Genomic DNA, 25,805 nt, shown 5'->3' with positions numbered 1-25,805 from the left:
CTCGAAATCCACCCTCACCCTCAACCATCACCACATAATATTCCCCCCGCCACACAAAAACCCAAAAAATAACCCTAAAAAACACGCCTCCACCCTAACCCAAGCCTTTCCATCAACGTTCAATCCAAAAAAATACCCAAAACCTTTAAAAAAGACCATAAAGCCAAACCAAGAACAAAGAGGCAATCGCAAGCATTAACCATTAACCATTACAGCATTAACAATCAAAAAAAATCCTATATTGCAGTACCATGTTACGATTACCCAAATTCCTACTCCTCACCCTTCTCTCCCTCTTAGCGGCTTGCGGATGGCAAGAACCCCAAGATCCACCCGAATTCCCGGGCGTGCCCCAACTCCCCTTCTTGCCCGAATCCATCGATAGCACCTTCTACATCGCAGGACACCAAATTTTCAGCAAAGACAAAGGCCCCATCAGCCCAAATGGCGTGAATGCCATGCAGTCTTTTGGCCTCGTGGACCAAGAGCTGATGGATGCCTGGAACATCCAAATCGTACGGGAATTTATTGGCAATTTTAACGAACAGCCTTTGGCCGGAGGCCCAATCCAAGGGACGGATGGCGTCTGGCTCCACCCCCTGCAGACCATCGTGGAAGCCAATAGACAGCATGGACGCATCACCATACTTTGTCCCTTCGGATGGGTGGATGAGCAGGGCCAACAGACACTCCTCACCGGGCTGAATCCCTCCGACCAAAGCTTCTACCCCCAGTACTTGCAGCGCCTAAAGGCACTGGCCGAGCAGTTTAAAGGACAGCCGGACGTGTGGATAGAGGTCTGGAACGAGCCTTACCACTGGAATAATGCAAATGGCTACAGCCACGAGCGCTGGCTGCGGGATATGCGCGAAATGAGCGATGCCCTGCGCGCAGTGCCCAACTTTGAAAATATCATCCTTATCCCCGGAAACGAGCAGGGACAGTCCGAAGAAGCGCTCCTCGAAAAAGGCCATGAGTTGATGGAAGGCCGCTACAACCTGCTCTTTGACCTGCATGCCTACGAGAAATGGACAGAAAATAGCAGCCAGCAGGCCATCGAAGCCCGCTTCCGAAGGCTCCAAGAAGCGGAGCTGCCCTTCCTCATCGGTGAGCTGGGGGTCTTGAATGTAGGCGAAACCCTGCCCGTAGCCCCCTTCCTGGCCGCTAGCGCCCGCCTGCAAGTGCCCGTGCTGGCATGGCTTTGGAACGACAATACCCCGTACCCGAATGCCCTGCGCCAAGCCGATGGAAGCCCGCATGCCGATCAGGCCAATAACTTCTGGGGAGAACGCATCTACGACTATTTGCTCGAAAATAATTCGAGCCCGACATCTTTCGTAAAGCCTTAAAGAGGACAAAACCCTAAAGAGCACCAAGGCCCTAACCATAAGCACCGAAGCGCCCTGCACCCAATAAAAAGGTGCAGCGCTTTTTTATTTTGCCCAGAACCAACCTACACAAGCCCTCTACCGTAAACTAGATAAATCCGATAGGTAATTATGTAATTTCTATCGAAATACCTAATTTTTAGTTTTAACCCCGAAGCCTATGGTTCTCCTACAGTCCCCCAAACTCCTACAAAGGGCCTCCCTTCTCCTTCTGGTAGCCCTCACCCTCGCAGCCTCTCAGCTTGCTGCAAGCGCAAGATGTTATTCAAATCCGCGGCATACTGCAGCGTAACGTTGGCGAGCACAGTGCCGGCGACACCGTGCGCCTCTTTACAAAAAGACAAAACCCTTCTAACCCACAAATCTACCAGTATGGACTGACCTCGAACAACAGCAGGCGCTACATCAACGAAGACCAAGTCATCGTGCTGGATGATGACCTGGACTTTTGGGAGGCGCGCTGGTTCGAAGAGCGCGGACAAGCCATCCAAAAAGCCGGCTGGGAACAAGACAAGCGCCAAGAGCTCTTCGAAGATGCCATGGACTACTATAAAACCGCTAAAAACAATGGCCTCATCTTCGAAAATGAATTTTTAAGCGACTACATGTACCAGTTGCTCTACTTCATCCATCCCACCCCCATCCTAAAGGAACAGGAGCGCAACCTCAGCCTGCTCATCCTGAAAAGCCCCGAGGCCGCTACCTTTGCCTTTGATAATGGCTTGATCGTCATCACCACAGGACTACTGGCGGGCCTCAATACGGAAAAGGAACTGGCCACGGTGCTGGCCGAAAACATCAGCCACGTGGTGCTGGAGCATAATTTGATCAACTTCAACCGCGCCCTGCGTCGAGAGCGAAACGCCCGTATCTGGGGAGCCGTAGCGGCCGCAGCGGTCACCACGGCCATGGTAGTAGATGAGGCGAAAACAGGCCGCTGGCAAGACTATGGCGCCGCTATTGATTTTGGCAATGCCATCTACTTCGTCGCCTCGGACACCCGCCAAAACATCGGTGCCTCCTATGATAATGCGCAACAGTTGGTGGCACGCCGTTTTGCGCTCCGCTTTCTGCGGGAGTACCCTGAGGTGCTGACTTTAGACGACACAGAATTCCTCTACCAGATCGCCCCGGCCGTCAGCCAGCATGCGACGGAGCTCTATGCCTTAAAAAATTACGATCAGGCCGCCCGCCTCTTGCAGCGCCTGGAACAAAACGGCCTCGCCACCGACCAGGATTATCTGTTGATGAGCAAGATTTTGCGCCGGCAGGCGCATGACCAGGAGAGCAATCAGCTGGCGATGGATTACCTGCTACTCGCCAAGCAGAAGACCATGCGCCCCTGGCCGGAAATTTATAAGGAAGAAGGCCTCCTCCAGCTGCGGCTAGGCGAAAAGGAGAAGGCACGCAGCGCTTTCGAGACCTATCGGGAGTTTCTCATCGCCGCAGATCAGGAGCAGCCCTCCGAGTTTTTCCAGTCCGAGATGCGTCAAGTGGAGCAGTTCCTGCAGCGCTCCGGAAACCGTATCCGCCTCGGAGCTGCTACTCAGGAAACCCCGCCCACGGAGCCTATCTTACCCGAGAAGCCGGAAGATGCTGGCGGGCAGGATAGGCCACTTTAAGCAGCTGCCCCTGAAAGCCGGCCCCTCCGCTGCTGTAGCTGTCCGTCTGCACGATATAATAGCCCTGCTCCCGTAAGGCCGTAACCTGAAGCCAAGCCCCTCCTCCCATGCGATGCTGCGGAAGAGGGGCTTCACTTTGGCCCCGAAAAGCTACGATCCGACCGACGGAGCCATTCGCCAGCAGCCAAGTCCCTTCCTGCGGACAGGCCGTGCAGTAAGCCGGTGCGCCCGGCGCAAAGGGCGGGAAACCCAGGGAACGCACCTGCCCCTGCTTCCAGTCCGTCAGCCCCGAGTGGCGGATCAAAATCCTTTCGCTGAACCGATCCACGTGCATCCAGAAGGGATCCGGCTCCTCATCGAAGGCCGTCACAACCTGTGGAGCCTCTCTAGCCCCTCCCAGGGCCAGCAAGCCACGCAGCCCCCAGCCCGTTCCGTACGCGAAAAATCCTTTGCCGCCAGGCCGCACCTGAGGAAAGCGCAGCTGAGAGATAAACAGCTGAGGATCCTCCTGCGCGGGATGCGGAAATATCCGGTGCCCCCCCTGTGTCTCCATAAACAACCAGCCCTCAAAGTCCGTCTGAAAGGTATTTACGGCCAGCAGGGCATTTCCCGACACATCGATGGCCAGTGCCACCGCAAAGAAGCGATCCCCCTCACTGAAGCCTGACTCCGGCAGGAGCACCTCCTGCACTTGCTGCCCGCTACCGGGATGAAAGAGGCGCAGCCCTCGCTGAGTGCTTACATACAGCAAGCCATTATGAGGATTAAAAGCCAGGTCGAAGACCTCCTCGCCCGGCTGCAGGGAAAGCGGAAATTTCCACTCCACCTCCATGCGTAAAAAATCCAGCAGCTGCACAGTGGCGGGATCGCGGGTGAGCACCCACTGCTTGTCCTGCAGGGGGTCCGTTTTCGTGTTCACGATCACCCCCTCGAAGGGCAGCACCTCCTCATAAAAGCGCGCCTCCACATTTTCTTGGTAGCGATTGCCATAGGTGTCCACATACTCCACCACGAAGGCATAGCTGCCCCCGATGCCCGCGCAGCCATACGAATAGTAGAGGGCACGCTTGTCTTCTGTGGGTGTCCAGGGGACAAAGTTCGGGATGCACCCGGTGTGTAGCGGGCGGATCTGCTCCACCTCCACTGCTGCGCTGAACTGCAACCAGAACCCCGCCGGCGCTCCTGAGCTTCATCGCCATAGTCCAGCTCGCCCACTTCTACGCGGGTGGGGGCGGGCTGCTCCAACTCTAAGGTGACCTGTGTGGCGCCCGAGCTGATGAGGATGGTGGCATGGCGTGGCTCATGCTCCGTATTCGTATCAAACTGCATGCGCAGGGGTGCATTTCCCGAGCCACTCGGCGAAAGCACCCGCAGCCAAGGGCTGTCCGTGCTGGCCACCCAGGCGCCGGAAGCCTCTAGCCCCAGCTCCTCCTGCCCCGCAAAGACGGGCAGCCGCAGAAAGGACTCCTCCAGCTTCAAGGTGCCCGACTCCGCTAATAGCAGCAAGTCTAAGGTCTGCACCACCTGCGCCTGAATCTGCACCGGAAAGGTCTGCTCCGCATAAAAGGGATGCTTGATCGCTAAGGAGTAGCTCCCCGACGGGATTTGCTCGAAGAGATAGGCCCCCGAGCTGCCCGTCTGCGTGCTGCGCTCGAATCCTTCCGAGAAAAGGCGCAGCTGCACCGCTTCCACGGACTGCCCGCCCTCATCGCGCACGATGCCAGCTAATTTACCTTGAGTGAGGGGATCTTCTGCCGTCTCACGGCAGGCACCCAGAAGCAGCAAGCCTGCTAGAAGCAGCCAAAGCCGAGATAGAGGAGTTCGTAGTGTTTTCAAAAAAATAGCTTGAATTAATTTCCAGCCAATCTAAAAAAAAAATCTTCGGAAAACACTATCTTGTCCCCATAAATAATTTCCCCCATGCACCTAAAAACACTTTTTCACACCATTATCTTTGGGTTTCTCCCTTTGATCCTTCTTTTCGGCTGCGGCCCAGAAAGCGAACCGCTCGGAAAGGGCGTGCTCAGCATCAGTGAGACAAGCCTTTACCTGGAGCATCGTGCCGATACCCGCACGCTCACCCTGCGTAACACCGGCAGTGGTCCACTTACTTGGGAAATAAAAAGCAGTGCCCCCTACCTCTTGGCCAGCCCCTTTTCTGGCACCTTGAAGCCCGGGCAGCAGGTGAACGCCCAGATCCAGACCTTGGCCGAGGCCGTCCCCCAAAACCCAGATGAATTTCTGCGGCTCCTGGTCATCCAAGACGGCGAACAGGTGACGCCCATCTTCACCCTAATTAATCCCCAGTCCGACCGGCAGCGGCGCATCGATGCCCAGCTCACGCATGCCCTCTACGACTCTACCCGACACCGCATCATCGCCTCCACCAAGCAGCCCGAATTGCTGTTGATCAACCCCACCACAGGCTCCATACAGCGCCTGGCCCTGCCGGTAAGCGCCAGCGCATCGCCCTCAGCCCAAACCATGAGTGGCTGGCCTTCACCTCCACAAACGGCTACGGCCTCTATGACCTAAGCCGGCAGCAACTGCGTGAGCACCATGGAGTGCACGTGCAGCCCTTTGACATCGCGGTAAGTAACAGTGGCTGGGTGTATTTCACGGACGACGTCCAAAACCACTCTGCCTCTACGCCATGAACCCCAGTCCGGAAGACGCCAGTATCCACACCTTCGAGGGCTACTTCGGGCAGGGGCGCCTCATCCAGCATCCTTCGGGCAGCCACCTGCTCCTAGCCAGCACCCTAATCAGCCCATCGGGCCTGGACAAGCTCGACATTCAGGCAGGCCTGCCCCAGTTCCGCTACCGCAATCCCGTGCATGGCGGACCGGCCTTTGCGGGGATGGTCTGGTTTTATCCGGGCGGTCAGCGCTTTATCAGCCGCGCTGGACATGTTTTTCAGTCGACCGCAGACCGCAGCACGGACCTGGCCTACCTCTTTTCCCTGCGCGCACCAGAGGGAGAGTTTCAGACCTTGGGCTTCAGCCACATCACCGTAGCACCCCGTCGCGGCCGGATCCTGGGCGTGTACGATATGGGCGTCTACCGCTTTGCGCATCAGAGTGGCACCGCACCCGAAGTCTGGCATTACAGTATGAATAATGAGTTGCTCCACCGCGATACGCTGCGCACCTTTCTTCCCGATCCGGATGGGCAGCGCCTCGTGGCGCAAAAAATGGACGTGGTCCTGAGCTTCCTCTCCCCCGATCAGCAGCAACTTTACCTGCTCGAAGCCAGTTATCCCCAGGAGCGGCAGCCCGAGTCGCGGCATTTCTTCCCTGAAAATGCCCACTGGAGCTTGCGGAGCATTCCGGTACGCTAAAGAGCCCGCTACATCTTTTCGGCAGCCGAATACGTATATGCAAGTATGAAACGAACACTAAACCCCCTATTTTTGAGCCTTGTGGCCCTGTTTTTCCTCGCCTGTCAGCCGAATAGTCAGGCGGCAGGGAAGGAGACGGACCCTTTGGCGCCGAGCGCCAAAGCCCCCGACCATAGCCCCTTCACCACCCTGCTGCAGCGCCATGTGGACCGCGAAGGCATGGTCAACTATAAAGGATTTATCCAAGACATGGCCGCGCTGGACAAGTACCTCGAGACGCTGAGCCGCAGTGCGCCGGATAAAAAAACCTGGTCCGAGGCCGAGCAGATCGCCTACTGGATTAATGTGTACAATGCCTTTACCATTAAGCTAATCGCGGACAACTACCCCGTGAAGAGCATACAGGACCTGCACCCCAAAGTAAAAATCCCCCTGGTCAATACCGTTTGGCACAAGAAATTCTTCCAGATCGGTGGTGAGGACATGTCGCTGGACCAGGTGGAGCATAAAATCCTACGCAAGGAGTTCGAGGAGCCCCGCATTCACTTTGCGATCAACTGTGCCTCTTACTCCTGTCCGCCCCTGATGAATGCCGCTTTTACGGCAGAAAATTTGGATAAGGAGCTAGACAAAATGACGCGCGCCTTCATTAACGACCCGAAGCGGAATAAAATCACGAAAGACCGCGCGGAGCTATCGAAGATTTTCTCTTGGTTCACGGGCGATTTCACGAAGAATGGGAATTTAATTGCGTATATTAACCGTTATTCGAAGGTGAAGCTGGAACCTAAGGCGAAAATCAGCTATATGGAGTACGATTGGTCATTAAATGAGCAGAAAAAATAAGCATTTGGTCATTATCGGGAACGGAATCGCGGGGGTTACCTGTGCGCGTCACGTTCGCCGCTATGATCCAGACATACGGATTACGCTGATCTCCGAAGAAAGCGCGCATTTTTATTCCCGCACGGCGCTGATGTATATCTACATGGGACACATGACCTATGCCCATACCAAGCCCTACGAGGATAGCTTCTGGCCAAAAAACCGCTTGGAGCTGCTACAGGCACGCGTTGAGTCCGTCCATCCGAAAGAAAAAGTACTACGCTTAAAGGGGCAGGAGAGCCCCTTTTCTTATGATATACTGGTCATCGCCAGCGGCTCCCGCCCGCGGATGCTCCCTGTTCCGGGCAGTGAGGGTCCAGGCGTGCAGGGCCTTTACCACTTGCAGGATCTGGAGCGCCTCGAAGCCATGAGCCCCTACCTGAAGCAGGCCGTCCTGATCGGAGGTGGCTTGATCGGCGTAGAATGGGCCGAAATGCTACTCAGCAGAGGGGTGCAGGTACATTTTCTGGTGCGCGAAAAGCACTTTTGGAATACTGTGCTTGATGCCCGCGAGGGACAGCTCCTCGATCGGCACCTCCGCGAGCATGGCGTGCAGCTGCACCTGGAAACGGAGGCCAGCGAAATCCTTCGGGATGCTACGGGGCAGGTAAGTGCCGTGCGCACCTCGAAGGGAGAGCTGCTACCAGCCCAGCTGGCAGGCATCAGCATCGGCGTGACACCTAACATCGACTTTCTGGAGGGCAGCGGCATCGTCTGCGGCCGTGGCGTGCGCGTAGATGCGCTGAACAGAACCTCCGAAGCAGACATTTATGCCATCGGTGACTGTGCCGAATTTCAGGAAGCTCCTGCGCCGGGGCGCAAAACCCTGGAGCAGGTCTGGTACACGGGACGCATGCAGGGAGAGGCTTTGGCCCATACCCTCTGTCATCCCGAGGATCCCAGCCCGTACAAGCCGGGGCCTTGGTTTAATTCGGCCAAGTTTTTCGACATCGAATACCAAACCTATGGCGATGTGCCAGCGGAGCTCCGCGCAGGCGAGCAAGATCTGTACTGGGAGCATCCCGAGGGCAAAATCGCCCTGCGCCTGCTCTTCAGCCAGGAGGCGTCCAGCGATGCAGTCCCCCGCTTTTTAGGCGTGAACAGTTTCGGCTGGCGCCTGCGGCATGCCTATTTCGATCAAGCACTTCGCGCAGGCTACCCCATCACACGCGTGCTGGAGGAGCTGGAGTCCGCCTCTTTCGATGCGGAGTTTAGCCCCAGACATGCGCCGAAGGTGCGCGCCGCCTTTCGTGCCGCCACAGGCCTAGCGGTCCGCGAGCCCCGAAAAAAATCATTCTTTCGCTTTCTGTTTTCCTCATGACCTATCTCCAAAAACCGGAACCCTTCTTGTCCTTTTGGGCTTGGGCTTGTTTACCTATATGCTCTTTCAGGGCAGCTACCGTCTGGAGCGGGAAGATGCCGCTGCGGTGATAAAAGACATCCATCAGGAAGCCCTGCTGCCGCTGCTGGAGCCCCTTTACGGCCAGGAATACCCTTCCACCCATGCCTTTCTAAGCGCATACGATGCCCTTTTCCAACCCTATAACGAAGCCCTCAAGCAAGAAGAGCGCTGGGACGAGGTCATCTGGGACGACTACCACTTTGCGCTTAGCCGCAGCGCCGCCTCCGGAGGAGCCGTGGAAGCCCCCCTGCGCTGGCTCACCCTCACCGTGGGCCTGATGGTACTCGGCGGACTCCTGTATATCCTACCGCTGTACCGCGGAGAGCCCGCAGGCATCAAACATACCGGAATTTTCTTCTCCTCCATGAAAAATCGGGGCGTTTTAGGGATATTGACCGGGACTTACCTGATCAGCTTTTATGTGATCCTGTACTGGTTTCCCGCCTATCTGAACCAGGCCGTGTTTATGGTCGATCCGATTTCCAAAGCCATCTCCGGAAATCCTGCCTCCCAGTGGTTTCTCTATGGCTTTCTCTACACGCTGATCATTCTGGTAATGGGCATTCGGATGTTCCGCAAGTACCGGCATAGCCGCTACCACCTCCTGCGCACGGCCTCCCTCATGTTCTTTCAACTGGGCTTTGCCTTCCTGCTCCCCGAAATTCTGGTGCTGCTGAACCAGCCCTGGTACGATTTTAAAAATATTTGGCCGCTAGACTACTCCTTTTTCTACACCTACCGCATCGAAGACATGCTGGCATCGGGAGGCTTTGGGCTCTTTATGCTGGTCTGGGGCATCCTGCTGATCATCATCGCCGTGCCCATCTTCACCTATTTTTATGGCAAGCGCTGGTACTGCTCCTGGGTCTGTGGCTGCGGCGGGCTGGCCGAAACCGCTGGCGACCCCTACCGGCAGCTCTCCGATAAATCTTTAAAAGCCTGGCAGGTAGAGCGCTACCTGGTACATGGCGTTTTGGTTTTTGCAGTCGGGATGACTTTCGTAACTTTGGCAAATTATTTCAGCAGCTTTGCCCTTCTGGGCTACGCGACAGATCAGCTGCACACCGCCTATGGCTTCCTGATCGGGTCAGCCTTCGCCGGGGTGATCGGCACAGGCTTCTATCCCTTTATGGGAAACCGCGTCTGGTGCCGCTTTGGCTGCCCACTGGCTGCCTACCTCGGGCTGGTGCAGCGCTTTAAATCGCGCTTCCGCATCACCACGAACGGGGGGCAGTGCATTTCCTGTGGCAACTGTTCCACCTACTGCGAGATGGGCATCGATGTGCGCTGGTATGCCCAGCGGGGCCAAAACATCGTGCGCTCCTCCTGCGTAGGTTGTGGCGTCTGTGCTTCCGTCTGTCCGCGCGGCGTGCTTAAGTTGGAAAATGGTGCTGAAGCGGGCCGTATCCAGGAGGAGCTGCCCATCATCATCGGGAATGATTCCATCAAGATAAAACAGTAACATGTGGCTCCTTTATGTGGCCCTGGCCATCTACCTGTTGGCGATGAGCTTTGTGGCTTTTTACAGTCTGGCGCAGGCGCACCTGCTGGGGCAGTTTTTTCGCTTCAGGCGGGGATTCCGTCCGCCAGAACCTTTGGCCGATGAGGCCCTCCCCAGCGTCACTCTACAGCTTCCGCTCTATAACGAGCGCTATGTGGTGCAGCGTCTGATGGCTGCGGTGGCGCAACTAGACTACCCGCGAGAAAAGCTGGAAATTCAGTTGCTCGACGACAGTACCGACGACACGGGCGAGCTCCTGCGTGCGGAGATGCAGCGCTACCCGGAGGTCCGCTTCCGCTACCTGCACCGAGAGGACCGGGTAGCTTTAAAGCCGGAGCGCTGAAGGAAGGGCTGGCGCAAGCAGAAGGCGAGCTGATCGCCATTTTCGATGCGGACTTCGTGCCTGAGCCGGACTTTCTGCGCCGCATGGTGCCTCACTTTCAGGATCCCGAGGTGGGCCTGGTCCAAAGCCGCTGGACGCACCTAAACGAACACTATTCGCTCTTCACCCGCCTACAAGCACTGGCGCTGGACACGCATTTTATGGTCGAGCAGATGGGCCGCAACCAAGCAGGTGCCTTCATTAATTTTAATGGCACGGGCGGGATCTGGCGCAAGGCCTGCATCCTGGACGCCGGCAACTGGGAGGCGGACACGCTCACCGAAGACCTGGACCTGAGCTATCGGGCCCAGCAAAAAGGCTGGCGCTTCGTGTACCGCCCGGATGTGCCCTCCCCTGCGGAGCTCCCTCCTGTGATGGCCGCCATCAAGTCCCAGCAGTTTCGCTGGACAAAGGGCGGGGCGGAATGTGCCCGTAAGCACTTACGAAACGTTTGGCGTAGCCCTGCAGCCCTGCTGACGAAGGTCCACGCCACGGCACACCTGCTGAATGCAACCATTTTCATCGCCGTGCTGCTGACAGCCCTGAGCAGCATCCCCCTCTGGTGGGGTTTCTACGCAGGACACATTCCCTTCGACCTGTATGCGGCAGCCCTTTTCTTCCTGCTGGGCTTTGTGCTGATCGCGGCCGTCTATGCGGTGGCTAACTTTACGCTGAGCCCGAAAACCCCGGGGAGCCTGCTGCGCTTCCTCTACGAGCTGCCCCTCTTCCTTTCGGTCTCCATGGGACTTTCCCTGCATAATGCGGGCGCAGTCTGGGAGGGCCTGAGCGGCAAAAAATCAGCTTTTATCCGAACCCCAAAATATAATTTAGCCGAGGGACAGCGCGGGGCTTGGGCCCAAAACGTGTATCACCGCTTCCGTATTCCCCTGAGCACCTACGTGGAGTTTGGCCTCTTTTTAGTCTTTGGCGGCATGGTGCTGCTAGGCTGGTGGACGGGCACCCGCGAACTCCTACTCTTCCACGGCATGCTCTGCCTGGGCTTCGGCTTGGTCAGCATCGCCTCTTTCCGTAGTAGCTGATTCACACCTCTTTCGAACCACAAATCACCTGTATCCATGTTGATAGATGTCTTAATCCCCGCTTTTAACGAAGAAAATGCCGTAGGCCAAGTGGTGCGGGCGCTGCCCAAAGAGCTGGTCCGCCAGGTCATCGTAGTAAATAACGGCTCCCGCGACCGCACGCGGGAGGTGGCCGAGGAGGCCGGTGCTCTCGTGCTGGATGAGCCCCAAAAAGGCTATGGCAAGGCTTGCTTGACGGGCATCGCCTATTTGCGCGAGCTGAAAAGCCCCCCCGACATTTTAGTCTTCATCGATGCCGACTTCAGCGACTACCCGGAGGAGCTGCCCCTGGTGGTGGCCCCCCTGCTGGAGGGCAAGGCGCGCCTGGTGATCGGCTCCCGCGACTTGGCCGCCGCGAGAAGGGAAGCATGACCCTTCCCCAGCGTTTTGGCAATAAACTCGCCACCTTTTTGCTGCGCCGCGTCTATGGAGCGCACTACACCGATTTGGGCCCCTTTCGGGCTATTTTCTTTCAGGATCTCCTCGACCTGAACATGGTGGACGAAAACTTCGGCTGGACCATCGAGATGCAAATTAAGGCCCACCAGAGGGGCTTGCGCCACACAGAAGTGGCGGTAAACTACAAAAAACGGATCGGCATTTCGAAGGTCAGCGGTACTGTTTCGGGCGTGATCGGCGCCGGCTACAAGATTCTGTACACGCTGTACAAGTACCGGCCGAAAAAATAATAAGGCTAGTTTCCAAAGGCTTTTATGCCTTTATTTGATCGAAAAATCAGGCTGCTTCATCGAAAAAAATGGGGCTTGCCGTGCTTATCTACTAACTTCACCCGCACACCATGAAGAATGAACCGATGTACGACTTTGGCTATTTGAAAGAAATCACCGACCACGATCAGGAACTGATGCAGCAGGTGGTGGATGAATTTTTACTGCTGTGTGAGGAAAGCACTGCGGCCTTCAGCCATGCCAGCAGCGCACAAGATCCCGCCCTTCTCTATAATTTCGCGCATAAAATTAAGCCCAACTTGGTGATGCTTGGCGTACCCAAGTCCCTGGTGCAGGAAGTAGTCTACCTGGAGGCTTCCGGTAAAGCCGCCACTTGGACCGAAGAACTTCAGGCGCGTATCGAGCAGGTGATCAGCCTACTACAAGTCCTACGACGCGAGCTGGCTTCTGCTACACTTTAGTGGGAACGTACTGGTTTTTTCCTACTAGATTAGGTTTATTTTTTATTGTTACCTAATTTTAAGGCCACTGACCAGCTCCAACCACAATGGCCTACAACGACTCTCGACACGCGGCAGCCCGACTGTATCGTCGCCTGCGCCTGAATTGGATTTTTACCACCTCGACCTTTGCCGGCAATTTTCTTTTAGCGCTTTTCATCACCTACTTCTTCCGGCAGCTCGGCTATGATGACGGGGTAAATTACGTGTTTTTTATGGCCCTGCTGGCGATCGGGCTCTGGGTGACAGAAGCGATTCCGCCCTTTGCGGTCGGCATTTTCCTCATCGCGGGGCTCCTGGTGGGCTTCAGCACCGATTTTATCTTGGATGGCTTTTACACCCCGGTAGATGTTTACTTGGGCACCTGGACCAGTAATGTGATCTGGCTCCTCCTAGGGGGATTTTTCTTGGCCGAAGCCATGAGCATCGTGTACCTAGACCGCAAGCTTTACCAGTTTACCATCAGGCGCTTCGGCGCCAAACCCGACCGGCTCCTCTTGGGCTTGATGCTCACGACGGCAGTGGGCAGCATGGTCATGTCGAATACTGCCACCACGGCGATGATGATCTCTTCGATTTTGCCTTTGGCCAAAGGCCTGGGAAAGCAGCATCCCTACACCATCGCCCTACTCATCGGCATCCCAGCGGCAGCCACCCTGGGCGGTATGGGCACGATTATCGGAAGTACGCCGAATGCCATCGCGGTGGGAGCGCTGCAGGAGCGCGGCATCAGCATCACCTTCGTGGAATGGATGGCCTTCGGGCTGCCGACGGGCCTGCTGAGCGTGTACTTCTTTTGGCGCTTCCTGGTCTGGAAATTTGAGCTTAAACAGATGGAAGTTGCACTCGGCAGCCTGCAGGAAGAAAGCCGTGAGGTGAGCCGCTTCGAGGTAAACGCGGTCCTTTTCACCCTCATCGTAACGGTCAGCATGTGGCTTAGTGAGCCCCTGCACGGTATTCCCGTGGCGGCTACTTCCGCTATCCCGATCGTTCTGCTGACCCTTTTTCAGGTTATCAAAGCCGAGCATGTGCGTCGCCTCCCTTGGGATACACTGATGCTCGTGGCGGGGGGCTTGGCTCTGGGCATCGCCATGGTGGATGTGGGCCTAACCAGCATCATTATGGAGGAGCTGGACAAGCTGCCGATCCCGATTTTCGGTGTCGTCATCGTATTTAGCCTACTGAGTGTACTGATCTCTAATGTGATGAGTAACACGGCTGCAGCAGCGATCTTGGTACCGCTGGGGCTCTCGCTGCCGGGGAGTTTTGGCGTAGCCGTCCCCCTGATCGTGGCACTCAGCTGCAGCTGCGCCTGCTCCTGCCCGTTTCCACGCCGTCAAATGCCATCGCCTTCGCTACAGGAATGATCGAACAAAAGTCCTTTCGCTCCGGTGGCTTCCTGATGATCCTGCTGGGCCCGCTTCTGGCCATCGTCGCCGTGCTGGTCTGGGCCTGGCTATTCGTTTAGACAGAAAAAGGCGGTGGTGCTACGCGCATTCCTGCCCTTTATTCGTGTAGAAGCATTTCCGAGGAGGGATTAAAGCCCTACTGTCGGGGGTCCCCGTTAGTGGCCTCCCGGCCAAAGAACCTTGCTGTGGCTTCCTGGTAGTCTTTGGCGCTCTGCGCATACTCAGGCACCAGCGTTTTCTTCTCCGGAAAAGACTCCATGTGCAGCGTCTGCGTCGGAAACGCAAAACGCACGCCGAGGTGATTGGCCAGCCGCACCACCTGAATCAGCACCTCATGTCGGGCGCGCAACTCCTCCCCCCAGGTGGGCACCTGAAAGAATATGTAAAACATGATATCCTGGCTGTAGGCATTCAGGTCATTAAAATACACGTGATAGTTGTCCTTCCAAGTGTCTGGATGCTTGCGCACGATCTCGCGCAGGCCCTGCACGAACTCCTCGATCAGCTCTGGCGGCGTATCATAGGTGATGGTCAACTTGGTATAAAAACGACGGTAACGGCGCAGGCCATGGTTGTCGATGGTGGCATCGGCGATTTTGCCATTCGGGATGTAGACCAGGGAATTTCGGAAGGTGCGCACGCGGGTACTTCGGAAGCCCACCTCCTCCACGGTGCCGTCCACATCTCCTGAGGTGATCCAGTCCCCTACCTGAAAAGGCTTATCGATAAAAATCATCACCGAACCGAAGAAATTCTTAATGGTATCTTGCGCGGCGAGCGCAAAGGCCAAACCACCGATAGAAAGCCCCGTCAGGAAAGGCACGATATCCACGCGGAGGCCCTGCTTGAGGATAAACAGCGTCCCCACCAGCACCACGAAAGCCTTTAAAGTCTTGCGCAGCAGCGGGACCAGCTGATCATCTAGGGTAGAAGTAGTTTTCTCCGCCAGGCGCTGGAAATAAGCCGAGACGATATCCACGATCTTATAGAAGACCACCGTGATGATGAAGGGCTTGGCGGCATTCAGCAGTAAAATCAACCAAGCAAGCACCTCGATCGGCAGCTGGAGCACGCGAATAAAGAGCAATGTCAGCTCCACGATGATGTAAATACTGATGACCCGCGCGACGGGGAGCAGATACTTTTCGGCGACATTTCCGTAGCCAAAATACTGCAGGGTGTACAGGAGCCCCCTATCCAGCAGGATCGTCATGACCTTATGGGCAAGGAAAAGCAGCAAAATCAGCCCGAAAAGGCCAACGAGCTGCCAAAGGTGCAAGCCAAAATAACTATCTGTGCCGATCTCCGGTAGGAGGTTCAGGAGGCGATCCGTGCCGAAAGGGAAAGTCTCTTTATGGAGTTCCGGAATGCGATTCACCGTGAAGGCACTAAACTGCCAGCGATCGTCCTTTAGCTCCAGGTAAACGAGTGGAAGTGCCTGTGCATTAAAAAAGTAGCGGGGCTGGCTCCCTTGGTTTTCCTCTTGGAAATCCACTTCGCGTGGTACCTCTTGTAGGCGTACGAGCACCCCGTTCCCATCGAAAATTTGCTTTAATTTGAGGACCAGATCCAGGCGCTGCGTCTCGGACATGCCGCTGTAACCGCGTAGGGTGCGCGCTGCTAAGTCGGGATTAAAGTTATCCTCACGGAGGTTATAGAAAAAAGTCAGCGCAGTAGTGTAGGGCGAGCTGAGGTTGACATATCCCTCTTCATCGTTAATTTCGATGATTTCATCCCCTACGATAAGCTGTGCCTGGGCGGCTTGCAGTCCAAAAAAGAGAAAGAGCAGGAGTCCCATAAACTGGGTAAGCGTCCTTTGCATAGCACTTTATTTTTAGTTCTCTGCAAAATTACGCAAAATTATGGAGCTCCTGCCTCTCAGATCTGAAAACCTTATGGTTGTGAGAAAATCAACCCACTGTTGATGTTTTGCTTAAACCAGTCTCGATTTTCCGTACCGCCAGAGCGTGCCCAGCCTGGGAAATCGCGATAAGCCTCTGTCAAATCCGCATTTTCCACCAAGTGCGGCACGAATGCGGGCACATTGATGGCCCAGTTAAGGCCACTTCTACTTTGGAAAAAGCGTTGCGCGGAGAAGCTGGAGTTATCATCCCCCCGTCCGAAGAGATTGCGGTTAAACTTGTCGGTCGGCTCCTGTCCGGGGAGGTGGATTTCATGGCTCCGATCACTGCGGCGGAACGTGTAGGGGTTATAGGGGGCGCTGCCCAAAACCGCTCTGCTCACGGGCTCTTCGAAGATGATGTCCACGGTAAAGGTCTGCTCCTCCACTGGGGGACGTCCGACGAGCACATTAGAGAATTCCGGCATCACTGCGTTCGCATCCTCGAAGAAGATCACATTGGCAAGGCGCTGACCAGCCTCGGCCCCAGTGGGCAGCAGGCTGGTGATTTCTCCTACCTGCCCCGTACCTGTGACGCTGCGGATATTTGCCGTAGGCGTCTGAAACTGAATTCCAAAGCCTGTACGGAAGCCAGCGCCTGTGGCTCGGATGCGGAGATGGAAGCGAATGCGACTGATGCGCTGATTGGCGTCGAGATGTTCTTCCACGTGATAGCCCAGTACGAGGTCATTCATATCATAATCGCCGAAGAAGGGCCATAAATCCTCAAACATCAGTGTGGCTTCCCCCTCTTCTGATGGGTAATAGCTGCGGAAGGCCCGCTCTGGATCGGTAGGGAAGTCATCTGTAAAATCGGGCACACCGTCTCCATCGCTGTCTGAGGCACCATCTCCTAAGAGAGAAAGCCCACTACGCTGCAGTGCCGTGGGCGATCCAGCCGAAATTTGGAAAATGTTATCGTTAAAGTCATGATCGCTCTGATTACTGTCGCGGCGTGTTTCTTCCCATGCTAGCACGGCAGACTGGCTTGCGATATCGTACAGGAACAAGCCCTGATCCCGTAAGGCGGGATTGGTAATAAAGGTATTCAGCTGATTTTCTGTAAAGGCAGTAAAAGAACCTACCTCCAGACCACGGGCGGCGTTTTGCCATGAGTCGGCGATGAAAATAAAGCCCACGCGTGTTCCTGCGGGGAAGGTAGCTCCATTCGGTCCTTCTAGGCGCACCCTGTCTCCCGGGCGCAAGATGCCATTATGCACATGTGGGAAAATGATAGTCCTGTTCAGCACCTCTTGCACCGTCTGCGGGCGGTCTCCCGGACCGTAGTAGTAATAGCCGAGAGCGTTTCGGGAGCGATTGCTGTTTCCCGTTTTGAGTACCGTCACGAAAAGCTCGGTATCCTCCTGCACGGTCAGAACCCGCTGCCTATTCGCCCCTAGCAGTTCTGGGCTATGCACGCGAACATCTCTTCCTTCGGGTAGTGCTGCGGCCACACGATTCAGTAAGGCCGGAGCGGGAGGAAAGCGGCCGAGAAGATAATCCGGCGTACCATTTGGCCGCCAGGCCCCAAGGGTAAAAAAGCCATTTACCTGCTGCTGGGAGCGGCTGTCACTAAGGGCCTGCTTCGCGCTCGCTTCTGCTCCGGAGGGCAGCTCAGAAATCAACCGCTCGTAGCGAACGACCCCTTGCTGAACAGGCAGCCGGACGAAGCTTTCGACACCGGGAAAGGAGGTGCTCAGCCAGACACTATCCTGTGTACTCGGCAGGGCCAGTAGTCCAGTAAAGGTCCCCCCCTCATTCAGACGAAAACGGGTAATCAGTTGGCCTCCCGCATCCGGATCTGCGGTAAAGAGGCTATAGGGTACACCGGCGGCAGCCTGCTCTGGGCTGAAGCGGACGCGAAACTCTAGGCGCACCTGCTCTTCTGACTGGAAGAGAAAATTCGGGGGCACTTGGAGCCCGAGGAAGCCCGCATTCGGGTCATCGGGGCGGTCTACAGAAAGAGAATCATCCGGCGAACAGGCCATGGCCAGCCCAAGCCCCAAAAGGACCAGGAGAGAACATAAACGATGTGTGCGGATTTTTTTCATTTTGAGTAAAAGCATGTTGCGTATTGTTTTTCGGGTGACTTCATGTGCAAGGGAAGCAGAGAAAGGCCTTAAAGGTATAAACGCGTAAGCCTTTGGACCGGGGGCCCAAAGTGCTCGTACGTGGTACTATCTGATTTCCTTAGCGCTTAAAGAGAAGCGACTCGGTAACGTTCTCGCGGAACCAATTTTGGCGCTCCACGCCTGCTGAGCGTACCCATGCAGGGAAATCTGTGTAGGCGTCTGTCATGTCTACGCGCTCCTTCGGGTAGCGGACTTCCTGCGGGAGGTGCAGCGCCCAGTTTAAATTCGTGCGGCTGAGGAAGTATTTCCCTGTAGCGGGGTTACTGTCATCGGCGGCAGTTTTAAATAAGGCGGTATTAAAGAGATCGGTAGGGCGGAAATTCGGTAGGTGAATTTCATGTCCACGATCGTTCGTTCGGAAAATAAACGGGCTGTAAGGGGCTGCACCGAGGGCAGAGCGGTTCACGGCCTGGTTAAAGGTCACTTTTAGCTTGATGGTGTCCGAGTCCACCACAGGGCGGTCGAGGTAAACATTCGCCATGGAAGGCATCAGCATCCGCGTGTCGTCTAGGGCGATGACTACCGTTCCTGACTGTCCTGCTTCTGTGCCGTTTCCATTACGCTGTATGCTGTTTGTGACCAGTCGCTGCCCCGTAATCGAGGCCACATTTCCGGGGTTCATGTCTGGCATGAAGAAGCCGAAGCCTTTCGGGATGACGCCCCCGGTAGCACGTATCACCAGATCTAACTCCACATCTTTCACCTGATTACGGGCATTTAAGATTTCGCGGATACGGTACCCGATTACCAGGTCGTTCATGTCGTAGTCCCCAAATCCTGGCCATAAATCTTCGTACATAAGGGTTCCGAAATTAGAACCACTCGGGCCGAAGCTCGTGAAGGAGCGCTCTGGATCGTTTGGAAACTCATCGGCATAATCGGGGATGCCATCACCGTCGCTGTCGACATTATTCGTATCTCCTAATTTAGGATAATTATCCGGAGAAACCGAGGTAATGGGGTTCCAACTGGCATAAAATACCACGTCGTTAAAGTCGTGATCGGAGCCTTGGTTATCGCGACGAATGTCCTCCCAGCCCATAAGTAAGGTTCTGTTCACATTATTATAAAGGAACACCATGTGCTCCCGAAGACCTGCCTGAGGGATAAAAGTATTTAAGGTACGATCTGCATAGAGCGTCCAGCGTCCGTTACCAAGTGTGCTGTTAGGAGCAGACCACGCATCTGCCAGGAGAAACCAGCCGATGACGGTACCTGCCTCGAAAGCCCCATTATTAGGTCCTGCCAACTTGATTTTGTCCCCTGTACGTGCACCACTTCCTGAGTTTCGTGTAATGTTTGGGAACAGAATAGTTCTGTTTTTCACATCATCCGGTGTACGTGGCTTGTCGTTTTTGTTATAGTAATAGTAGCCCACAGCATTTCGATAGCCTGCACCAGTGTGCACGAAGGTAACCCAAACCTCTGCATCTTCTGTTAGCTCTAGCTCCCTGGAATAGCGCTCATCTAAGAGTTCAGGAAAGGTGTTACGCAGATCCTTGCTTTCGGGAAGAAAATGGTTGACACGGTCTAAAAGCTCTTTGGTAATGATGTCCGGTGTAGTCAGATAATTCGGTCTTCCATTCGCATCCCAAGTACCCATAGACTGAAAACCAGCAGGTACATTTTCCATCCGCGAAGTGAAATGCGCCATGCGTCCCCCCATGGCTGTGTACGCTTCACGAGACGTGGCTAGCATAACAGCGCCATCGTAACGGTACTGAATGCGCTGCTGCTCCACTTTTACAGGGGCCTGCGGCTCTATACCGATGTAATTGGTCTGCATGTAATAATTTTCTTGCACGCTGGGCAGTTCGATCTCGGTGTCCACGCGTCCCTGCGCATCTGTAGCGAAACGCGCGACTACACGTGCACCTTCCTCGGAGGGATTTCCTTGATACAGGGAATAGACCACTCCATTTAGTGGCTGCTTGTCCATAGAGGTGGCTTCTATCTGCACGCGTACCGTCTGGGTAGTGGCATAACTGAAGTTATCGGGAACTTGCATCGCTTGGAAACCTTCCGTGGCATCTAAACCCGGAGTTTCCTGCTGCTCTAAAGGAGAGCATGCCGTAAAGGCGAAGACGATAAGGCTGAAAAAAAGAAGGAGCTGTTTCATATGCTGTGCTATTCAGGATCGTCATATAAAGGTACGCAAAGCGGAAAAAAGGCATGTTTATTTTCGATAAAGGGGGCTTTTTCTTCGATTTAAAAGCTTAAAAAACGTCCGCCGCCAGAAAAAGTCAAAATATCCTCCAGATACTGCTACTCCCAGTCTTTTAGCGCCTTTTTATAGGCAGGTCCCAGAGGGACCTCTTTATCTGCCAACCAAAGCGAGCGCGCACCGATTTTGGTGATCGCTTTCGGATTCACGGCGAAACTTTTATGTACGCGCAGCAAATACGGAGCCCCCACACTCTCTACGAAGGCCTTCAGTGTACTATGAACCACATATTTTTTCTTTTCGGTCTGCACCAACATGTAATCGGAAGCCGCTTCTACGAGCAGCAAATCCTCCGCCGCGATACGCACCTGCTCTCCATTTACCTTTAACGTCAGCATGACCCGCTCTGCTTTTACACGCTCACCATGCAGGAGCTTGTACCGAGCACGGGCGCGAGAGATGGCTTGCTGGAACTTGTCTCGATCGACAGGCTTGGTTATGTAGTGTACCGCCTCCTGCTCGAAAGCCTTCAGGGCATATTCATCCTTGGCCGTCACAAAAATGACCAGCGGTTTTCGTTCCAGCTTATCCAAAAGCTCGATTCCTGAAATCAACGGCATCTCCACATCTAAAAATAAAAGATCTGCCTCCTGATGGGTTAAAAACTCCATGGCTTCGAGGGCGTGGCTGCAAGAGGCCACCAGGTCCAGATCCTTCTCTTCGGAGATTAGTTTTTTTAAAATTTCTCTAAAGATGATGTCATCATCCACAATAACACATTTCATTAAAAAGGCAGTTCGTAGTTATAAAAGGTATCTCCGTCCACCACCACTATCTCAAAAAGCCTTCTAGACGCCTGAAAAGCTACTGAGACTGCCAAGTCGATCCCGCTAATGGCAGCGTGTGCATCATTTCCCCTCTAAGATTGTAAATATATACAAATTCCTGAGTTTTATCTAAAAGTACTAAAATACTTGCTTCCTTGCCGAAGTTATAAAACTTAAAATCCACATCTTCCGAATAACTGGGAATCTCAAAAAGGGGCGCTTGCTCCTGATCCATCACAGTGATTCTCCCAAAAGACTGCACCAAAAACAGGAAACGATCTCCTAAGTTGTCCGGCAAAAGCTGAAAATTTACTTCCGCATCCGGCTTGGCCAGCTGATTGCGGTACGCCACCTCCCCTTTAAAGTTCACCTGAAGCACCTCTCCACCCTCTGAAACTGTCGTCAGGCGGCTATCTGAGGCCTGCCCCCGTAGCACTAACCCATAATCGGTGCCCAAAACAGCATTTACCGACACCGGGCTACCTGCTTGTGGCTCTCCTCGCCGATTAAAGATATACACCTGACCGTCCTGCGTCAGTGCCACCATGCGATCTCCTAAACCGGGAATACGATGATGCTGCGGGGCAGCGGCCAGTGGTGCCGACAGGGATATCGGGTCCCAGCCCTCTAAGAGCGTGCCTCGCTTATCCATCAGGAAGAGTTCCCCGGAACTTGTTCCCAGAAAATACCGGTAATTTTTATTGCGGTCATAATCGACGAGACTTAAATGGGTAATTTTGCCCTGCCCGGGCAAAGTTAACGGAAAGGCTTCCACCGTATTCCCGAGACGGTCTAACACATGCACCGCCTCTGCGGTCGCAAAGAGCATCTGCAGCTTGCCGTTTTGGTAGTAATCGATCTGATAAACAGGGCTCACCAGCTGTCCTTCGATCTGATAGGAGAACACGACCTGCTCCTCGTGAATGAGGTGCAGAACGTTTTCGGCATCCTGAACGAGGTAATCTACTGATTTATCTGTGAAATTCTGGAGACGGAACGGACCCTGTGTCAGCGATGTGGAGAAGCTTAGCCCACGCTGCAGAATAGCTGCTTGGTTTTCTCCTGCCTGTACAGAGGCTGCAGATCCGATCGGAAAAGTGATGCGCATAAAGGGTTTTCCCGCCACCTCGGCATACTGTCCCTGTAGGGAGTGAAATGCCCCTAGGCGTGCACTCTGCTGCTGCAGGAAGGCCTCCAGCCCGGCAGTGCCCGTTGCGCCAGCCCATTCCAAAAGCTTGTTCCATCGAAGTAAAAGGAAAGTCCCGGACTTTGGCCCAGGCGGGCCCACTGCTCCTGCCCCTTCGCACTATTTTCCCAGACCTGTCCCAGCGCCAAATCATCTAAGTACAGCCGCATGGCCTTACTGCTATTCGTAAACACGAGGAAATCCTCCACATGGGTGACATAGCTATCTTTAAACCCCTGAAAGTTCCCGTCCAGCAGATGGGCAGGAAACTCATCCTCCTCGATATACAGTATGAGGCGCTCCCGGTAGCGGTCGGTAAACTGATCCTCCTGACCGGGATTTTGGCTTTTCACGAAAGCGAGTAGGCGCTGCAGCTGCTCCTCAGCCTCCTGTGTCTGCAGTAAAAGCACCCGATCGCGCGCCTCCCCCAGACTTTGCTCGAGCACCATGAAAAGGCGCTACCGGTCAAGGCTGAAAGAAACCTTTAGACTTCAGCTGCTGCTCGATTTCTGCATCCAGCGTCGTCACGCGCTCGAATCGCGGATCACCGAAGCCTAAAAGTTGTACGGCATTAGCTAAATCATACTGGAAAACGTAGCTGCTTCTGTTCGAGAGATACCGCGCACTTCGGCTGGCCAGCTCCCCGCTTCCGGAGGCACCGAAGGCCCGCCCACCGATCACGCGGAGGCCGCCTTCCAGCTCCAGCCCTTGCTCGCGGAGCAGCACCTGGAAGCTCCCGCCCACCTGCCTGTTTTTCAGCAGGTCTAGCATATTTTCCTCCGCTGTATCCACGATGGAGCGGTTTAAAATGTAGAGCCCGTCCGCCGTCACCCGCAGCATTGCGAGCGGATCAGCTGAATCACGGCCGCTGAAAAGCTCGCTATAGCTGGCTCGAAAATTCGTTACCGCCTGGCCCCGCTGCACGCGAATCGCCTGCTCGATTAAAAAAGAGGTATAGCTCACGAGCAGCACATTATCCACTGCCGCCAGGGAAAGGCTGAAGTCGCTCCCCGTCTGCGTCACCTCGTACAGAGTAACCCCGCTGTAGGTTCGGGCCTGCAGGCGTACCCCTTCGGGCAAAACACGCTCCAGCTGCTGGATGATCCGCTCGGCTTTGCCATCGGCCAGGGCTAATAGATAGAGAAAATCAAAACGCTCTTTACCCACACTGTGCAGAGAGGCCGTGAAGCGCTGCCCTTTCAGCAGGGCATCCACCTCCCCGGAGCCTCCGAGCAGGGAATCTAAGGCTTGCAGCTGCTCACCTGCGGAGCGAATCGCCGGAAACTCCTCAAGGGTCTCGAAATACGGCATACTGCTCCAGCGGTTCCAAAGCCGGATGGGATCTTGCGTCTCGAGAACGAAGAGCGCATCCGAGGCGATAAAGGAATAATTTTCTTCTTTGTTCCCACCTAAGCTGCGGTACAGCCAGAAAGCGGCCGCCAGAAAGCATAAAGCAACGAGTATAAAGCTGATTTTTTTCACGAAGGGATGCTACGATTTACGTCGGGGCTACTGGTTATCCTCATACAACTGCGAAAGGCTAAAAAAGCCATAGGAGTTCCTGTAAGAGGAAAAGAGCACCTGATTATTACGATTATAAAAGGCTGCTAGCGCCGTCATCATCTTGGCCTGAATTTTCGGGTGGCTGGCGAAAATCTCCTGAATGGAAAAGTAGGGTATCACGATCAGCTCAGCCTCCTCAGAGTCCACGATCGCGCTGTAAATACGCTTGGTATCGGCTAGCAGCGCATTTTCCCCGAAAGCCTCCTGTGTACGTGCCACACGAATGACTTCCATGTTTTCCTGAATGTCGATATTCAGATTCACCCGTCCCTTTTCGATCAGGTAGAGCGCCTGACTAGGATCGCCCCGAAAGAAAACCACCTCCCCCTGCTGGTACTTGCGCCGATGGATAGCGGGCAGAAAGCGCGCCATTTCATTTGGACTTAAGGCCTGAAAAAACGGGATTTTACTTAGGAAATCAAAAATTTCCAGCTCGATGGCCTTAAAACTCTTGGAAAAAGGATTGATCATGGGCATAACGTATGGACAAATGCAGGCAGCGAGGCGCCGTAGCTGGAAGCTGAGCAGCTGCACTACTGCCTACGCCTGCCACCCACAGCGGAATTTCCTGTGAAATTAGGACTAAAATATGGTTTTTATGTAGCAGTGACAATTTTTTATCGATGAAATAATCGCTCAACTTTTTTTTGTCCCCGCATGCCGAAGGGCTGTATGCGGTCGCCTTGCTGCCAGGTGCGCAGGGTAAGGGGCGCTGCCAAAGTGTCCGGGTTGAGGTACACCTGAAAGGGGTCTTGCGGCCACTTTTCGGGCAGCGGCTTGTAGGCCCAGTCCACAACTCCTTTGCCGCCAGGCAAAACCAAGCTGCCCTCCCCTTCCTCGGGGAGCGAGAACGTATAAGGCGCAGCCGACTCCTGCGGGTGCAGGTAGAGTCTCCCTCTATCGATAAGCACCTGATGAGTAGCGGATTGTAAAAGCTCTTTCGGCTTATCTTCCAGGATACTAGCCGAGAGACGGAGCAGCTCGGCGGAAGAAAAGCCTAGGGGAAGCAGCAGCTGATGCAGGAAAGCGGTGAGGCCCTGTCCGAGGCTACGCAGGGCTTCCAGCCCAAAGGATCCGATGCCAAAACGGTCTACCTGCCACTCCTTTTGAAGGAAATAGCGGGAGAGCTGCTGCTGCAGCTGCCAGGCGCTTTGGCATTTTCGGCACTGCGGGAAAGGTTCGCGTAGGTCTGCGGAAATCGGGCCTCCAACTGGGGTAGGACCGTATTGCGCAGATAATTGCGCTGATAGTAGGTGCTGGCATTGCTGGCATCTTCGCGCCAGGAAAGCCCCTGTGTCTGCAGAAAAGCACGTAGCTCCGCCTTCGAGAAGGGCAGCAGCGGACGCCAGTAGGCCCCTTGAACGGCACGCATCCCGCCCATGCCTTTTAAACCCGTTCCCCGTAGCAGTTGGAGCAGCAGTGTTTCCGCCTGATCCTCCTGGTGGTGAGCCAGCAGGAGTGCCTGCGCCTCTGGATGCTGCCGCAGGAGGCTGTCAAACCAGGTATAGCGCAGGATGCGCGCGGCCTCTTGCACCCCGCCGCCCATAGCTTCGAGTGCTTCTGGCGAGGAGCGCTTCACCGAGAGGGGCAGCTGATACTGTGTAGCCATGGCACGTACAAAGGCCTCATCGCCATCACTTTGCGCCCCGCGCAGACCGTAATTTACATGCGCCAGCAGCAGGGGAAAGCCCGAAAGCCGCATAAGGTGCAGGAGCGCGGTGGAATCCATACCCCCGCTGATGGCCAGCCAAGTAGGTTTTTTCGGGTCAAAACCGGGGAATGTGTGAAGATGGGCGCGAAATTTGTCGAGCATAGATCAAAAATATTAATTTTGCG

Annotated in this window: 23 protein-coding genes and 1 pseudogene; 13 read left to right on the top strand and 11 right to left on the bottom strand. The window is 54.9% G+C overall.

The genetic code is table 11. The annotated features are described in order from the left end of the window. From A3SI_RS20765 to A3SI_RS09660, 3 genes are all read left to right on the top strand, one after another. A partial coding sequence (locus A3SI_RS20765; RefSeq protein WP_238531703.1) for a hypothetical protein occupies positions 1 to 199 on the top strand: 199 nt, incomplete at its 5' end. 52 nt (positions 200 to 251) lie between these two features. Further along, positions 252 to 1,349: a cellulase family glycosylhydrolase gene (locus A3SI_RS09665; protein WP_009055482.1), complete on the top strand. Its 1,098-nt coding sequence runs from the start codon at positions 252 to 254 to the stop codon at positions 1,347 to 1,349. A gap of 281 nt (positions 1,350 to 1,630) precedes the next feature. Next, positions 1,631 to 3,010, top strand: coding sequence for a M48 family metalloprotease (locus tag A3SI_RS09660; RefSeq protein ID WP_009055481.1), 1,380 nt, complete (start codon positions 1,631 to 1,633; stop codon positions 3,008 to 3,010). Between the two features lie 921 nt (positions 3,011 to 3,931). On the opposite strand, the gene A3SI_RS09650 is transcribed toward A3SI_RS09660, so the two are convergent. Beyond that, positions 3,932 to 4,846, bottom strand: coding sequence for a carboxypeptidase regulatory-like domain-containing protein (locus A3SI_RS09650; protein ID WP_162098443.1), 915 nt, complete (start codon positions 4,844 to 4,846; stop codon positions 3,932 to 3,934). An 84-nt stretch (positions 4,847 to 4,930) separates the two neighbouring features. Here A3SI_RS09650 and A3SI_RS09645 point away from each other — a divergent pair, with 84 nt between their 5' ends. From A3SI_RS09645 to A3SI_RS09605, 10 genes and pseudogenes are all read left to right on the top strand, one after another. After that, complete coding sequence (locus A3SI_RS09645) at positions 4,931 to 5,545, top strand: BACON domain-containing protein (protein ID WP_009055475.1); 615 nt, start codon at positions 4,931 to 4,933, stop codon at positions 5,543 to 5,545. A 118-nt stretch (positions 5,546 to 5,663) separates the two neighbouring features. Next, a complete protein-coding gene (locus tag A3SI_RS09640; protein ID WP_009055474.1) occupies positions 5,664 to 6,350 on the top strand; it encodes a hypothetical protein in 687 nt (228 codons plus the stop codon). Between the two features lie 72 nt (positions 6,351 to 6,422). Beyond that, on the top strand, positions 6,423 to 7,196 hold the full coding sequence (locus A3SI_RS09635; protein WP_009055472.1) for a DUF547 domain-containing protein: 774 nt from the start codon (positions 6,423 to 6,425) through the stop codon (positions 7,194 to 7,196). Further along, on the top strand, positions 7,180 to 8,556 hold the full coding sequence (locus A3SI_RS09630; protein ID WP_009055470.1) for an NAD(P)/FAD-dependent oxidoreductase: 1,377 nt from the start codon (positions 7,180 to 7,182) through the stop codon (positions 8,554 to 8,556). Before A3SI_RS09635 ends, A3SI_RS09630 begins: the two co-directional genes overlap by 17 nt. Before the next feature lie 58 nt (positions 8,557 to 8,614). Next, positions 8,615 to 10,099, top strand: a complete 1,485-nt coding sequence (locus A3SI_RS09625) for a 4Fe-4S binding protein (protein ID WP_083836482.1) — start codon at positions 8,615 to 8,617, stop codon at positions 10,097 to 10,099. Position 10,100: 1 nt separating this feature from the next. Continuing rightward, a complete protein-coding gene (locus tag A3SI_RS22630; RefSeq protein WP_316929154.1) occupies positions 10,101 to 10,481 on the top strand; it encodes a glycosyltransferase in 381 nt (126 codons plus the stop codon). Further along, positions 10,478 to 11,560 (top strand): glycosyltransferase family 2 protein, encoded by a 1,083-nt coding sequence (locus tag A3SI_RS09620; RefSeq protein ID WP_316929156.1) that lies wholly within the window; start codon positions 10,478 to 10,480, stop codon positions 11,558 to 11,560. Before A3SI_RS22630 ends, A3SI_RS09620 begins: the two co-directional genes overlap by 4 nt. 36 nt (positions 11,561 to 11,596) lie before the next feature. Beyond that, positions 11,597 to 12,288: pseudogene (locus A3SI_RS09615) on the top strand (glycosyltransferase family 2 protein). A gap of 110 nt (positions 12,289 to 12,398) precedes the next feature. After that, the gene (locus tag A3SI_RS09610) at positions 12,399 to 12,749 is read left to right on the top strand and encodes an Hpt domain-containing protein (protein ID WP_040670607.1); all 351 of its coding nucleotides are present in this window, start codon (positions 12,399 to 12,401) and stop codon (positions 12,747 to 12,749) included. Positions 12,750 to 12,835: 86 nt separating this feature from the next. Beyond that, positions 12,836 to 14,155 (top strand): SLC13 family permease, encoded by a 1,320-nt coding sequence (locus tag A3SI_RS09605; RefSeq protein ID WP_009055465.1) that lies wholly within the window; start codon positions 12,836 to 12,838, stop codon positions 14,153 to 14,155. A 178-nt stretch (positions 14,156 to 14,333) separates the two neighbouring features. Here the strand turns inward: A3SI_RS09605 and A3SI_RS09600 are convergent, their stop codons facing one another. From A3SI_RS09600 to tilS (A3SI_RS09555), 10 genes are all read right to left on the bottom strand, one after another. Continuing rightward, positions 14,334 to 16,019, bottom strand: coding sequence for a mechanosensitive ion channel family protein (locus tag A3SI_RS09600; protein ID WP_009055463.1), 1,686 nt, complete (start codon positions 16,017 to 16,019; stop codon positions 14,334 to 14,336). Positions 16,020 to 16,090: 71 nt separating this feature from the next. Next, positions 16,091 to 18,163 carry an LruC domain-containing protein gene (locus tag A3SI_RS09595; RefSeq protein WP_009055461.1) on the bottom strand — a complete coding sequence of 691 codons (2,073 nt, stop codon included), beginning with the start codon at positions 18,161 to 18,163 and terminating at the stop codon, positions 16,091 to 16,093. A 124-nt stretch (positions 18,164 to 18,287) separates the two neighbouring features. Then, the gene (locus A3SI_RS09590; RefSeq protein WP_009055459.1) at positions 18,288 to 20,348 is read right to left on the bottom strand and encodes an LruC domain-containing protein; all 2,061 of its coding nucleotides are present in this window, start codon (positions 20,346 to 20,348) and stop codon (positions 18,288 to 18,290) included. Between the two features lie 146 nt (positions 20,349 to 20,494). Next, positions 20,495 to 21,178 carry a LytR/AlgR family response regulator transcription factor gene (locus A3SI_RS09585; protein ID WP_083836481.1) on the bottom strand — a complete coding sequence of 228 codons (684 nt, stop codon included), beginning with the start codon at positions 21,176 to 21,178 and terminating at the stop codon, positions 20,495 to 20,497. Positions 21,179 to 21,257: 79 nt separating this feature from the next. Next, positions 21,258 to 22,451 carry a hypothetical protein gene (locus tag A3SI_RS09580; protein ID WP_040670602.1) on the bottom strand — a complete coding sequence of 398 codons (1,194 nt, stop codon included), beginning with the start codon at positions 22,449 to 22,451 and terminating at the stop codon, positions 21,258 to 21,260. After that, positions 22,382 to 22,855 (bottom strand): type II toxin-antitoxin system RelE/ParE family toxin, encoded by a 474-nt coding sequence (locus tag A3SI_RS09575; RefSeq protein WP_009055454.1) that lies wholly within the window; start codon positions 22,853 to 22,855, stop codon positions 22,382 to 22,384. Before A3SI_RS09575 ends, A3SI_RS09580 begins: the two co-directional genes overlap by 70 nt. A gap of 16 nt (positions 22,856 to 22,871) precedes the next feature. Continuing rightward, complete coding sequence (locus tag A3SI_RS09570; protein WP_009055452.1) at positions 22,872 to 23,888, bottom strand: hypothetical protein; 1,017 nt, start codon at positions 23,886 to 23,888, stop codon at positions 22,872 to 22,874. Between the two features lie 27 nt (positions 23,889 to 23,915). Beyond that, the gene (locus A3SI_RS09565) at positions 23,916 to 24,440 is read right to left on the bottom strand and encodes a Crp/Fnr family transcriptional regulator (RefSeq protein ID WP_040670600.1); all 525 of its coding nucleotides are present in this window, start codon (positions 24,438 to 24,440) and stop codon (positions 23,916 to 23,918) included. Between the two features lie 146 nt (positions 24,441 to 24,586). Then, positions 24,587 to 24,880: a tRNA lysidine(34) synthetase TilS gene (tilS, locus tag A3SI_RS19340; protein ID WP_009055448.1), complete on the bottom strand. Its 294-nt coding sequence runs from the start codon at positions 24,878 to 24,880 to the stop codon at positions 24,587 to 24,589. A 179-nt stretch (positions 24,881 to 25,059) separates the two neighbouring features. Further along, positions 25,060 to 25,782 carry a tRNA lysidine(34) synthetase TilS gene (gene tilS, locus A3SI_RS09555; protein WP_009055447.1) on the bottom strand — a complete coding sequence of 241 codons (723 nt, stop codon included), beginning with the start codon at positions 25,780 to 25,782 and terminating at the stop codon, positions 25,060 to 25,062. Between the last annotated feature and the right edge of the window lie 23 nt (positions 25,783 to 25,805).

The sequence above is a fragment of the Nitritalea halalkaliphila LW7 genome (assembly GCF_000265075.1).
Taxonomy (GTDB): domain Bacteria; phylum Bacteroidota; class Bacteroidia; order Cytophagales; family Cyclobacteriaceae; genus Nitritalea; species Nitritalea halalkaliphila.
The sequence above is the reverse complement of the archived record's forward strand: the minus strand, read 5'-3'. Positions and strand labels throughout refer to the sequence as shown.